The sequence below is a fragment of the Pseudomonas sp. B21128 genome (assembly GCF_044218865.1).
GTDB lineage: Bacteria > Pseudomonadota > Gammaproteobacteria > Pseudomonadales > Pseudomonadaceae > Aquipseudomonas > Aquipseudomonas iridis.
Genome location: NZ_CP162590.1, coordinates 3,078,640 through 3,091,760 on the forward strand (window position 1 = coordinate 3,078,640; position 13,121 = coordinate 3,091,760).

Below are 13,121 nucleotides of genomic sequence, written 5' to 3' on the forward strand. Positions count from 1 at the left end.
GGAGGTCTGTGTGGCGTGGGAATTTGTGCCCTGTATCCGTGCCCAATCCGCTAGTCTTGCTGAATTCTGGAAGGAGCCGTCCAATGTTTGAATCCGCTGAAATCGGTCATGCCATCGACAAAGACACCTACGAGGCTGCCGTCCCTGCACTGCGTGAAGCACTGCTCGAAGCCCAGTTCGAATTGCAGCAGCAAAAGCGTTTCCCGGTCATCGTGTTGATCAACGGCATCGAAGGCGCGGGCAAGGGCGAGACGGTCAAGTTGCTCAACGAGTGGATGGACCCGCGACTGATCGAGGTGCGCACCTTCGACCAGCAGACGGATGAAGAGCTGGCGCGACCACCGGCGTGGCGCTACTGGCGGATGCTGCCGGCCAAGGGGCGGATGGGGATTTTCTTCGGCAACTGGTACAGCCAGATGCTCCAGGGCCGGGTGCATGGTTTGTTCAAGGACCCGCGGCTGGATCAGGCAATCGCCGGCGCCGAGCGTCTGGAAAAGATGCTTTGCGATGAAGGCGCGCTGATCTTCAAGTTCTGGTTTCACCTGTCCAAAAAACAAATGAAGGCGCGGCTCAAGGCCCTCGCCGACGATCCGCTGCACAGCTGGCGCATCAGCCCGCTCGACTGGCACCAATCGCAGACCTACGACAAGTTCGTCAAATACGGCGAGCGCGTGCTGCGCCGCACCAGCCGTGACTATGCGCCGTGGCACGTCATCGAAGGCGCGGATGCCAACTATCGCAGTCTGGCGGTGGGCAAGATTCTTCTTGAAGGTTTGCAAGCTGCTCTGAAGCGTCCGGACGTTCATCCTCACGAAGTCAGCGCCGCGCCGCTGGGCACTGCGGTCGATCAATTGAACCTGCTCGACAGCCTGGACCTGAGCCAACGACTGGACAAAAAAGACTACGAAGAACAATTGATCACCGAGCAGGCACGACTGTCCGGGCTGATGCGTGACAAGCGCATGCGTCGGCACGCCTTGGTGGCGGTTTTCGAAGGTAACGATGCGGCGGGTAAGGGCGGAGCGATTCGTCGGGTGGCGGCGGCACTCGATCCGCGCCAATACAGCATCGTGCCGATTGCCGCGCCGACCGAAGAGGAGCGCGCGCAACCGTATCTGTGGCGTTTCTGGCGGCATCTGCCGGCGCGGGGCAAGTTCACCGTGTTCGACCGTTCGTGGTACGGCCGGGTTTTGGTGGAGCGCATTGAAGGTTTCTGCCCGCCGGCTGACTGGTTGCGCGCCTACAGCGAGATCAACGACTTCGAAGAGCAGCTCGCCGATGCTGGCGTGATCGTGGTCAAGTTCTGGTTGGCGATCGACAAGGACACGCAAATGGAGCGTTTCCAGGAGCGCGAAGAGATCCCCTTCAAGCGCTTCAAGATCACCGAAGACGACTGGCGCAACCGCGACAAGTGGGACGCCTATCGCACCGCAGTGGGCGACATGGTTGATCGCACCAGCACCGAGATCTCGCCGTGGACGCTGGTCGAGGCCAATGACAAGCGCTGGGCGCGGGTCAAAGTGTTGCGCACGATCAACCTTGCCTTGGAAGAAGCCTTCGAGAAATCCGACAAGAAGGCCAAAAAGCACAAGGATTGAAACGATGGGCACGCATACGCGGGGTGAATGATTGTCGCGGTCGGTAATGGGGTGGACTTATGCTCAGGTTCACTCACAACCGACAACAACAATGAGGTATGCCATGCGTGAAGTGGTGATCGTCGACAGCGTACGGACCGGCCTGGCCAAATCCTTTCGCGGCAAGTTCAACCAGACCCGCCCTGATGACATGGCGGCTCATTGCGTCAACGCGCTGCTTGAGCGCAATGACATCGACCCGGCCAGTGTCGAGGATTGCATCGTCGGTGCCGGCTCCAACGAAGGCGCGCAAGGCTACAACATCGGTCGCAACGTCGCGGTGCTCTCGCGTCTGGGCACCGGCACCGCCGGCATGACCCTCAATCGTTTCTGTTCCTCGGGCTTGCAGGCTATTGCGATTGCCGCCAACCAGATCGCTTCTGGCTGCAGCGACATCATCGTCGCGGGCGGCGTCGAGTCGATCAGCCTGACGATGAAAAGCGTCAACACCGATCACCTGATCAACCCCGTGCTCAAGCAGCAAACCCCCGGCATCTATTACACGATGGGCCAGACCGCCGAAGTGGTTGCACGTCGGTATGGCGTCAGCCGTGAGGCGCAGGATCGTTACGCCCTGCACAGTCAGTTGCGTACGGCTCAGGCCCAGGCGGCCGGTTTGTTCGACGATGAAATCGTGCCGATGGCGGTGAAGTATCGCGTCGAGGACAAGAACACGGGCGAGGTGCAGATCCTCGATGGCGTCGTCGAGCGCGACGACTGCAACCGTCCGGACACTACTTATGAAAGCCTTGCCGGGCTTAAACCGGTGTTCGCCGACGATGGTTCGGTGACGGCTGGCAACTCGTCGCAACTGTCCGACGGCGCGTCGATGACGCTGGTGATGAGCCTGGAAAAGGCGCTGCAACTGGGGCTCAAGCCGAAGGCGTTCTTCCGCGGTTTCACCGTGGCCGGTTGCGAGCCGGACGAGATGGGCATTGGCCCGGTGTTCTCGGTGCCGAAACTGCTCAAGGCCAAGGGTTTGCAGGTGGCTGACATCGACTTGTGGGAACTGAACGAGGCGTTTGCTTCACAGTGCCTGTACAGCCGTGATCGGCTGGAGATCGATCACGACAAATACAACGTCAATGGCGGCTCGATTTCCATCGGCCACCCGTTCGGCATGACCGGGTCGCGGCAGGTCGGGCATCTGGTGCGGGAGTTGCAGCGGCGTAACTTGCGTTACGGCATCGTCACCATGTGCGTGGGCGGCGGGATGGGGGCGACGGGGTTGTTTGAGGCGGTGCGTTAAACGCGGAAAAATGTGTTGAATGATCTACCGCTTTCGCGAGCAGGTTCGCTCCCACATTGGAATGCAGTTCCCTGTGGGAGCGAGCCTGCTCGCGAATGAGTTCACCAAGGATTAGCGATTGGAATCCTGAAGTTGCATCCGCGCGATGTAGGCCTTTATCTCCTGCTCAGCCTTCTCATGGCTGTCAAACGGCCCCTCAAGGGTATTTTCCCGAGTGCTGAAAAACAGTTCGCCATTGACCCGACACACTCGGTCACTGCGAAAGTGCGTGGCGGGGGCGGGGTCTTGGGCGCGCATGCCTAACATGATGGGTCTCCCTGTCAATGCAACTTGGGCTGGATCGAATGAGCTTATGCCTGAACCACTTGGCCCGCCTGACCGGCCGATCAACGGCGCTGCGTCAACTTAACGCTGCGACCTGTACAGTTTCATTTGCGGCCCGGCTCTAACTGTCCCTGTGTAGCATCAGGCGCGCAGCCTAGAATGAGCGCTACAGTCAGCAGGCTTTTGGGGTTCGCATGCACATTTCATCTGGGCGCTGGGTCTACGGTTTGTTCCTGGCGCTGCTGACCGCGTTTCTATGGGGCATCCTGCCCATCAAACTCAAACAAGTGTTGCTGGTGATGGACCCGGTCACGGTGACCTGGTTTCGTCTGCTGGTGTCCGGCGGCTGCCTGTTCATTTACCTGGCCGCGGTCAAGCGCCTGCCGAGCCGCAAGGTGCTCGGGCCCAAGGGCGGCTGGCTGGTGCTGATGGCGGTGCTCGGGCTGGTCGGCAACTACGTGCTGTACCTGATGGGGCTTAACCTGCTCAGCCCCGGCACCGCGCAACTGGTGGTGCAGATGGGCCCGATTATGTTGCTGATCGCCAGTCTGTTTGTGTTCAAGGAGCGTTTCAGCATCGGGCAGGGCATTGGCCTGGCGGTGTTGCTGATCGGTTTTGTGCTGTTTTTCAATCAGCGGTTGGCGGAGTTGCTGACCTCATTGTCGGATTACACCGCGGGCGTATTGCTGGTGCTGTTGGCATCGACCGTGTGGACGTTCTACGCCTTGGGCCAGAAGCAATTGCTGTCGGTGTGGAATTCGTTGCAGGTGATGATGGTGATTTACCTGTTTTGCGCGTTGTTGCTGACACCGTGGGTGCATCCGCTCCAAGCGCTTGAGTTGAGCCCGGTGCAGGGCTGGCTGCTGCTGGCGTGCTGCATGAACACGTTGATTGCCTACGGCGCGTTTGCCGAAGCATTGGCGCACTGGGAGGCTTCGCGGGTCAGTGCGACGCTGGCGATCACGCCGTTGGTGACGTTGGTGGCGGTGGCGATTGCGGCCGGGATCTGGCCGGAATACGTGCATGCCGAGCAGATCAATGCGCTGGGGTATGGCGGGGCAGTGCTGGTGGTGCTGGGTTCGGCGCTGGTGGCGTTGGGGCCTTCGTTGATTGCCGGGCTCAAGGCGAGGCGGCTGCGGATGGCTTGAAGGGCAAAAGATCGCAGCCTGCGGCAGCGCCTACAGTTGGAGATGTGTTCCCCTGTAGACACTGCCGAAGGCTGCGATCTTTTTGCTTCTAGCCTTTGGCGCCAGCCTCGATCATGTTCTGCGGCCGTACCCAGGCATCAAACTCTTCATCCGTCAGATAGCCCAACTCCAGCGCCGCTTCGCGCAAGGTCAGACCTTCGCTGTAAGCCTTCTTGGCAATTTCTGCCGACTTGTCATAACCGATGTGCGGGTTCAACGCCGTCACCAGCATCAGGCCGCGCTCCAGATGCTGGGCCATGACCTGCGCATCCGGCTCGAGTCCTGCGATGCAGTGCTGCTGGAAGTTGCTGCAACCGTCGCTCAGCAAGCGGATCGATTGCAGCAGGTTGTGGATGATCACCGGTTTGTACACGTTCAACTGCAAGTGGCCCTGGCTCGCGGCAATGCCGATCGTCACGTCGTTGCCCAACACCTGACAGGCGAGCATCGACAGCGCTTCGCACTGGGTCGGATTGACCTTGCCCGGCATGATAGAGCTGCCCGGCTCGTTGGCCGGCAAGCGCACTTCCGCGAAACCTGCGCGGGGGCCCGAGCCAAGCAAGCGCAAGTCGTTGGCGATTTTCATCAGGGCCACGGCGAGGGTTTTCAGTGCACCGGACAGACTGGTCAGCGGTTCATGACCGGCCAGCGCGGCAAATTTGTTCGGCGCGGTGACGAAGGGCAGGCCGGACAACGCAGCGAGCTCCGCCGCAATGGCCTCGCCAAAACCGTGCGGCGAATTCAGCCCGGTACCGACGGCGGTACCGCCCTGCGCCAGCTCACACACCGCCGGCAGTGCCGCGCGGATCGCTCGCTCGGCGTAATCCAGTTGCGCTATGAAGCCCGACAATTCCTGACCGAAGGTGATCGGCGTCGCGTCCATCATGTGCGTGCGGCCGGTTTTCACCAGTTTCATGTGCCGTGCGGCCAGTTCAGCCAAGCCACCTGACAGCTCGGCAATCGATGGCAGCAACTGCTCTTGCACGGCTTTGACCGTGGCGATGCTCATGGCAGTGGGGAAGCAGTCGTTGGAACTTTGCGAGCGATTGACGTGATCGTTCGGGTGGACCGGGGTCTTGCCGCCGCGTGGATTGCCGGCCAGTTCGTTGGCGCGACCGGCGATCACTTCGTTGACGTTCATGTTGCTTTGCGTGCCGCTGCCGGTCTGCCAGACCACCAGCGGGAACTGGTCGTCGTGCTGGCCGTCGAGGACTTCGTCGGCGGCCTGCTCGATCAGGCGGGCAATGTCGGCGGGCAGGTCACCGTTGCGGTCGTTGACCCGCGCGGCGGCTTTCTTGATCAGGGCCAGGGCGTGCAGTACCGGTAGCGGCATGCGTTCCTGGCCAATGGCGAAGTTGATCAGCGAGCGTTGCGTCTGAGCACCCCAGTATGCGTCGTCCGGGACCTCGATCTGGCCCAGGCTGTCGGTTTCGATACGGCTCATCGTGCACACTCCTGTTGGTCTGTTTGCGCAGTTTAGGCCGGTGTCGGCCCTGGTGGTTCCCTCGAATCGATTGTTGACCGGTAAAACCCCGCCAATCAAGCGCTGCAAGGCTTTGGGGGTTGAGCCGCGATGAATGTTAGGCGCAGAATGGGCGCCCTTGGGGTTTTACCTCGCCTAGCTGAAAAGGAAACTCGATGACTCGTCTTCGTGCCATCTGTACCGCAGTAGCCCTGGTTTGCGCCAGCGGCCAGGCCCTCGCCGATACCGCCAGCCACAACGCCAGTGCCGAAGCTTTCCTGACTCTGGCGCACGCTGACAAACTGGGCACCCCGGTGTACATGCAAGTACAGCAAATGTTTGCCCAGCGTTTTGAGCAGACCAAAGCCCCGGAAGCCAAGAAAGCCGTGCTGGAAACCTATCAGGCCAAGGCTAACGCTGCGCTGGACCAGGCCATCGGCTGGAACAAGCTCAAGCCGGACATGGTCAAGCTCTACACCACCAACTTCAGCGAGTCCGAACTCAAGGACCTCGTCGCGTTCTACAAGTCGCCACTGGGCAAGAAAGTCCTGGAAAAAATGCCGCAGCTGACTCAGCAATCGGCTCAGATGACGCAGGCCAAGCTGGAAAGCGCCGTGCCGGTAGTCAACAAGCTGCTGGAAGACATGACCAAAGAGCTGGCTCCTGCAGCTCCTGCGGCCAAGAAGAAGTAAGCGGAGTTCGTGATGACCATGCAACAACGCATTGAATCGACGCTGGCGCTGCTTCAGCCTGAGCATCTGCAGGTGCTGGATGAAAGCCATATGCACAGTCGTGGGTTACAGACTCACTACAAGGCCGTGGTCGTCAGCGCGCAGTTCGAAGGGCTGAACCGGGTCAAGCGCCATCAGAAAGTCTACGGCACGCTCGGCGAGCTGATGGGCGAGTTCCATGCGTTGGCGCTGCACACCTACACCCCGCAGGAATGGGCAGAGACTGGCGCCGCCCCGGCGTCGCCCACCTGTGCCGGAGGAGGGCATTAACAGCAGCTGCAAGCTTTGAGCTTCACGCCGCAAGTTAAAGCACAGCGCTATTGGCTTGTCGCTTGATGCTCGCCGCTCGAAGCTGCTTTTTTGCTAGAATCCGCAACGCGCCGCTCACCCGGCGCGTTTTTTTTCGCATCCGGTTCACCCTTTACGAGGGTAGCCACCTGGAGAAATACCCATGACACAACCGATTGTCGTGGCGGCACTGTATAAGTTCGTCACCCTCGAAGATTACGTCAACCTGCGCGAGCCACTGCTGCAAGCGATGGTCGACAACGGCATCAAAGGCACCTTGCTGATTGCCGAAGAAGGCATCAACGGCACTGTTTCCGGCACTCGCGAAGGCATTGATGGCCTGCTCGCCTGGCTGAAGAACGACCCGCGCATGATCGACATCGACCACAAAGAGTCGTACTGCGACGAGCAGCCGTTCTACCGCACCAAGGTCAAACTGAAGAAAGAGATCGTCACCCTCGGTGTTGACGGCGTCGACCCGAACAAAAAGGTCGGCACCTACGTTGATCCGCAAGACTGGAACGCGTTGATCAGCGACCCTGAAGTGCTGTTGATCGACACGCGCAACGATTACGAAGTGTCGATCGGCACCTTTGAAGGCGCCATCGATCCGAAAACCACCAGTTTTCGCGAATTCCCCGACTACATCAAAGCGCACTTCGACCCGGCCGTGCACAAGAAGGTCGCAATGTTCTGCACCGGTGGCATCCGCTGCGAAAAGGCATCGAGCTACATGTTGGGCGAAGGTTTTGAAGAGGTTTACCACCTCAAGGGCGGCATTCTGAAGTACCTCGAAGAGGTGCCGCAGGAAGAAACCAAGTGGCAGGGCGACTGCTTTGTGTTCGACAACCGGGTGACGGTGCGCCACGACCTCAGCGAAGGCGACTACGATCAATGTCATGCTTGCCGCACACCGATCAGCGTTGAAGATCGCACCTCCGAGCACTACGTTGCTGGCGTCAGTTGCCCGCATTGCTGGAACACGCTGAGCGAGAAGACTCGCCGCAGCGCCATCGACCGGCAGAAGCAGATCGAACTGGCCAAGGCCCGCAACCAGCCGCACCCGATCGGCTTTAACTACAAGCAAGCATCCACCGAGGCTTAACCATGTCTGCGCGCCTGCTCTATGTGATGGATCCGATGTGTTCCTGGTGCTGGGGATTTGCTCCGGTGGCCAAGGCACTGGTCGAGCAAGCGCAGGCAGCCGGCGTCGAGCTGCATCTGGTGGTGGGCGGATTGCGCACCGGCAGCGGTTCGGCGCTGGAACCGACCACCCGCCGCTACATTCTTGAACACTGGCAAGCGGTCACCGAGGCCACGGGGCAGCCGTTCAAGCTTGACGGTGCGTTGCCCGAGGGTTTTGTTTACGACACCGAGCCTGCCTGCCGTGCAATTGTCACTGCACGCAGCCTGGCGCCGGATTGTGCGTGGAAACTGGTCGGACTGATCCAGCAGGCGTTTTACGCTGAAGGGCGCGATGTCACTCAGGCCAGCGTGCTGGTCGAGTTGGCGGAGCAGGCGGGCGTGCCGCGCATCGAATTCGCTGCGTTGTTCGACCATGCCGATCAACACAAAGCCACTCAGGCCGATTTCAGCTGGGTGCAGGACCTTGGCATCGCCGGTTTCCCCACGTTGCTCGCCGAACGCAACGGCCAGCTGGCATTGCTGACCAACGGTTACCAGCCGCTCAGTGAACTGTCGCCATTGCTCGGCCGATGGCTGGAGCGCGCAGCCTGTGCCTGACCGGGCCGATGACACGCCAGCCGCAAAGCGTATCGACCGGCTGAGCTGGGCAGAAGTCCGGCGACTGGCACTCACTCACAAAAAGTCCCTGTGGATCGCCAACGGCGTCGCCGTTCTGGCCACGTTGTGCAGCGTGCCGATTCCGTTGCTGCTGCCATTGCTGGTGGACGAAGTCCTACTCGGCCACGGCGATGCGGCGCTGAAGGTGATGAATCACCTGTTGCCGACGATGTGGCAGCAAGCGGCGGGCTATATCGGCCTGATGCTGGTGGTCACCTTGACCCTGCGTTGCGGCGCGTTAGGCTTTGGCGTGTTGCAGTCGCGGCTGTTTGCGCGTTTGGCCAAGGACATCGTCTATCGCATCCGCGTGCGCTTGATCGAACGGCTGAAGCGTATATCCCTCGCCGAATATGAAAGTCTGGGCAGCGGCACGGTGACCACCCATCTGGTCACCGATCTCGACACCCTCGACAAGTTTGTCGGTGAAACCCTCAGCCGGTTTCTGGTGGCGATGCTGACGCTGGTCGGCACCGCGAGCATCCTGATGTGGATGCACTGGAAGCTGGCGCTGCTGATTCTGCTGTTCAACCCGTTGGTGATCTACGCCACGGTGCAGTTGGGCAAACGCGTCAAACACCTGAAGAAACTCGAGAACGACAGCACCGCGCGCTTCACCCAGGCGCTGAGCGAAACCCTCGACTCGATTCAGGAAGTACGGGCGGGCAACCGTCAGGGGTTCTTCCTCGGCCGGCTCGGTTTGCGGGCGCAGGAGGTGCGTAACTATGCGATCAATTCGCAATGGAAAACCGACGCTTCCAACCGTGCCAGTGGCCTGCTGTTCCAGTTCGGTATCGACATCTTTCGCGCGGCGGCGATGCTCACCGTGCTGTTCTCCGACCTGTCGATCGGGCAGATGCTCGCGGTGTTCAGTTACCTGTGGTTCATGATCGGCCCGGTGGAGCAACTGCTCAACCTGCAATACGCCTATTACGCGGCGGGCGGGGCGCTGGCGCGGATCAACGAACTGCTGGCGCGGGCCGATGAGCCGCAGTATCCGGGCGGTGTCGATCCGTTCAAGGGCCGCGACACCGTGGGCATCGAGGTGCAAGGCCTGAGCTTCGGTTACGGCGATGAACCGGTGCTGGATCAGTTGAATCTGTCCATCGCGCCCGGTGAGAAAGTCGCGATTGTCGGCGCCAGTGGCGGTGGTAAAAGCACTCTGGTGCAATTGCTTCTGGGGCTATACACGCCGCTGTCCGGGACGATTCGCTTTGGCGGCTCGACCCAGCAGGAAATCGGTCTGGAGACGGTTCGGGAAAACGTCGCGGTGGTGTTGCAGCATCCGGCGCTGTTCAATGACACCGTACGTGCCAACTTGACGATGGGCCGCACGCGCAGTGACGAAGCCTGCTGGCAGGCGCTGGAAATCGCTCAGCTCGAACCCGCGATCCGCGCCTTGCCGGATGGACTCGACAGCATCGTTGGCCGTTCCGGCGTGCGTTTGTCCGGGGGGCAGCGCCAGCGCCTTGCGATTGCGCGGATGATCCTCGCCGAGCCAAAAGTGGTGATCCTCGACGAGGCCACGTCGGCCCTCGACGCCGCCACCGAATACAACCTGCATCAAGCCATGGCACGGTTCCTTCAGGGCCGCACCACGCTGATCATTGCGCACCGGTTATCGGCAGTGAAGCAGGCTGATCGGGTGCTGGTATTCGACGGTGGACAAGTGGCCGAGGATGGCGATCACCAGCAGTTGATTGCCGATGGCGGGCTGTACGCCAAGTTGTATGGCCATTTGCAGCAGATTCAGCGTCCCTGAGTCTCTAGCCCTTTTTGCCCTCAGTGTGAGAATCTCATTGAGCAAACCTGCTCGGAAAGCCTCTAAAGATCAGTCGGTTGCACGATCAGCGTTGCAGACGGCCAAGCTGTCCCTTTGACATATCAAAAATTAGCCTAGGCTGAGCTGTCAGGAGCGGGATTTTACGGTTGTTCATCGGGCAGTACTTGCGCAAGGGATCTCATGGAGCAAAAGCGGACTTTCGCAACGCCACGATTGTTGGGCATCGTCTGGCCATTTATTGCCGTCGTGTTGTTTCAAGCGTTATTGGGGGGCGTGAGCCTTTACGTGCTGTCGGCCGTTCGCGGCTACGTTGCGGGGGAAAGTCTCTGGTCCAAGGGCCAGAAAGATGCCATCTACTACCTCAATCTGTACGCGGACAGTCGTGACGAACAGATATTCCTCAAATACCAGACTGCGATAGGCGTCCCTCAGGGCGGTCATCAGCTGCGTCTGGCACTGGATCGTCAATCGCCGGATCTGGCCGCTGCACGCGAAGGCATCCTCAAGGGTGGCAACCACCCGGACGACGTCTCCAGCGTGATCTGGCTGTACCTCAACTTCCGTCATTTCAGTTACCTGGAGACTGCCATCGACCGCTGGACGGTGGGTGACGCTTATCTGATCGAGCTGGATGATCTGGCGCGCGAGATGCACCGCAGTATTTCCGAGAATACCGCCGGCAGCGCCGATATCCTGCGCTGGAAGGCGCAGATCTTTGCGATCAATGATGCCGTGACCCCGGCGGCGAAAGCCTTCAGCGATGCCTTGGGCGAAGGCTCGCGGATGATCCTGCGTCTGCTGCTGGCGATCAACCTGGCCACGGCACTGGGGCTGATCGTGCTGGCCTTGTTGCGCACCCAGAAATTGCTCAAGCAGCGCCACGCCTTTGCCGAGGCGCTGCAATTGGAAAAGGATCGCGCGCAGGTCACCCTGCAGTCGATCGGCGATGGCGTCATCACCACCGACGTGACGGGGGCCATCGATTACATGAACCCCGCCGCCGAAGCCATGACCCACTGGAACGCCGAGCACGCCGCGGGCCTGCCGCTGGCGGCGCTGTTCAATTTGCTTGATGACAACGCGCAGGCCGAAGGTCTGACGCTGATCGAACACATTCTCAGCGGTCAACTCGGTGGCGGCAGTGAACACTCGAAGCTGATCCAGCGCCTGGACGGCAGCACATTGTCGGTGACGCTGGTCGGCGCACCGATCCGCAATGCGGGCAAGGTCAGCGGCACGGTGCTGGTGCTGCACGACATGACCCAGGAACGCCAATACATCGCCAATCTCTCCTGGCAGGCCACCCACGATGCGCTGACGGGGCTGGCTAACCGCCGCGAGTTCGAATATCGCCTGGAGCAGGCGCTGCACAACCTCACGCGGCAGGCGGGGCGGCACGCATTGATGTTCCTCGATCTGGACCAGTTCAAACTGGTCAACGACACCTGCGGCCATGCGGCGGGCGATGAACTGTTGCGACACATCTGCACGCTGCTGCAATCAGGCCTGCGCGAGGGCGATACGCTGGCGCGGCTTGGCGGTGACGAGTTCGGTATTCTGCTGCAGAACTGCTCGCCGGAGGCGGCGGAGAAAATTGCCGAGGTGCTGCGTCAGACCGTGCAGAACCTGCATTTCGTATGGAAAGGGCGACCATTCCAGACCACGGTCAGTATCGGCCTGGTGCATATCACGCAAACCCCGACGACCCTCGAAACCTCGCTGCGAGCAGCCGATATGGCCTGCTACATGGCCAAGGAAAAGGGCCGCAATCGGGTGCAGGTCTATCACGCCGACGATTCCGAACTGTCGCTGCGCTTCGGTGAAATGGCCTGGGTGCAGCGCTTGCACATGGCGCTGGAAGAGGATCGTTTTTGCCTCTTTGCCCAGCAAATCGCCCCCCTTAAACCAAGTGAGGGCAAGGGTGGGCACATTGAGATTCTCCTGCGTCTGCATGATGAAGCCGGCCGAATGATTCTGCCCGACAGTTTCATTCCCGCTGCAGAGCGATATGGCTTGATGAGTCAGCTGGATCGCTGGGTAGTGCAAAACGTGTTCAAGGTGATTGCTCAATGTATTGCGCAAGAACATGAAGGCCCATTAGCGATGTGTGCGATTAATCTGTCAGGCATTACTATAGGAGATGACGCGTTTTTGAACTTTCTGCGCGAGCAGTTTGTTAACTATTCAATACCGCCTGAAATGATTTGTTTTGAAATTACTGAAACCAGTGCAATTTCAAACTTGGGCAGTGCAATTAGATTTATTAATGAACTCAAAGGCTTAGGTTGCTACTTCTCGCTGGATGACTTTTGTGCCGGAATGTCTTCGTTCGCTTATCTGAAACATTTGCCTGTAGACTTCCTGAAGATCGACGGGAGTTTTGTAAAGGACATGCTGGACGACCCGATTAACCGCGCAATGGTCGAAGTGATCAATCACATCGGGCATGTCATGGGTAAGCAGACAATTGCCGAGTTTGTTGAAACAACTCAGATCGAGCAGGCATTGCTTGAGATTGGTGTGGATTACGCACAAGGTTATGTTATTGAGCGTCCGCAGTTGTTTACCTGTGACAGTTTGCAAAGTTGGCCCGCCAGACCGCAACCGCTGTTATTCAAAGCGCCTGGCACGTTCCGTTGAAATCTTTCGCCGATCCTTAC

Annotated in this window: 11 protein-coding genes; 9 read left to right on the forward strand and 2 right to left on the reverse strand. The window is 59.6% G+C overall.

Features of this window, described 5'->3' with window-relative positions; translation table 11 throughout:
- Positions 1-83 precede the first annotated feature (83 nt).
- Together pap and AB4P91_RS13735 are read left to right on the forward strand one after the other, a co-directional pair.
- A complete protein-coding gene (gene pap / locus AB4P91_RS13730) occupies positions 84-1,598 on the forward strand; it encodes a polyphosphate:AMP phosphotransferase (RefSeq protein ID WP_395603000.1) in 1,515 nt (504 codons plus the stop codon).
- A 103-nt stretch (positions 1,599-1,701) separates the two neighbouring features.
- Positions 1,702-2,886, forward strand: coding sequence for a thiolase family protein (locus AB4P91_RS13735; protein ID WP_150596245.1), 1,185 nt, complete (start codon positions 1,702-1,704; stop codon positions 2,884-2,886).
- Between the two features lie 111 nt (positions 2,887-2,997).
- Here the strand turns inward: AB4P91_RS13735 and AB4P91_RS13740 are convergent, their stop codons facing one another.
- A complete protein-coding gene (locus AB4P91_RS13740; RefSeq protein WP_042560379.1) occupies positions 2,998-3,192 on the reverse strand; it encodes a DUF6316 family protein in 195 nt (64 codons plus the stop codon).
- 212 nt (positions 3,193-3,404) lie between these two features.
- On the opposite strand from AB4P91_RS13740, the gene AB4P91_RS13745 reads away from it, so the two are divergent.
- Positions 3,405-4,358, forward strand: a complete 954-nt coding sequence (locus tag AB4P91_RS13745; RefSeq protein ID WP_395603001.1) for a DMT family transporter — start codon at positions 3,405-3,407, stop codon at positions 4,356-4,358.
- Between the two features lie 88 nt (positions 4,359-4,446).
- On the opposite strand, the gene AB4P91_RS13750 is transcribed toward AB4P91_RS13745, so the two are convergent.
- Complete coding sequence (locus AB4P91_RS13750; protein WP_150593084.1) at positions 4,447-5,841, reverse strand: class II fumarate hydratase; 1,395 nt, start codon at positions 5,839-5,841, stop codon at positions 4,447-4,449.
- Positions 5,842-6,035: 194 nt separating this feature from the next.
- On the opposite strand from AB4P91_RS13750, the gene AB4P91_RS13755 reads away from it, so the two are divergent.
- From AB4P91_RS13755 to AB4P91_RS13780, 6 genes are all read left to right on the forward strand, one after another.
- Positions 6,036-6,551, forward strand: a complete 516-nt coding sequence (locus AB4P91_RS13755; protein ID WP_042560377.1) for a DUF2059 domain-containing protein — start codon at positions 6,036-6,038, stop codon at positions 6,549-6,551.
- 12 nt (positions 6,552-6,563) lie between these two features.
- Positions 6,564-6,860, forward strand: coding sequence for a BolA family transcriptional regulator (locus tag AB4P91_RS13760; protein ID WP_150593085.1), 297 nt, complete (start codon positions 6,564-6,566; stop codon positions 6,858-6,860).
- 181 nt (positions 6,861-7,041) lie between these two features.
- Positions 7,042-7,983, forward strand: a complete 942-nt coding sequence (locus tag AB4P91_RS13765; RefSeq protein WP_150593086.1) for a rhodanese-related sulfurtransferase — start codon at positions 7,042-7,044, stop codon at positions 7,981-7,983.
- A 35-nt stretch (positions 7,984-8,018) separates the two neighbouring features.
- Positions 8,019-8,621, forward strand: a complete 603-nt coding sequence (locus AB4P91_RS13770; protein ID WP_181818512.1) for a DsbA family protein — start codon at positions 8,019-8,021, stop codon at positions 8,619-8,621.
- Positions 8,614-10,440 (forward strand): ABC transporter ATP-binding protein, encoded by a 1,827-nt coding sequence (locus AB4P91_RS13775; protein ID WP_395603002.1) that lies wholly within the window; start codon positions 8,614-8,616, stop codon positions 10,438-10,440. Before AB4P91_RS13770 ends, AB4P91_RS13775 begins: the two co-directional genes overlap by 8 nt.
- A gap of 201 nt (positions 10,441-10,641) precedes the next feature.
- Complete coding sequence (locus AB4P91_RS13780) at positions 10,642-13,101, forward strand: EAL domain-containing protein (RefSeq protein WP_395603003.1); 2,460 nt, start codon at positions 10,642-10,644, stop codon at positions 13,099-13,101.
- Positions 13,102-13,121 lie beyond the last annotated feature (20 nt).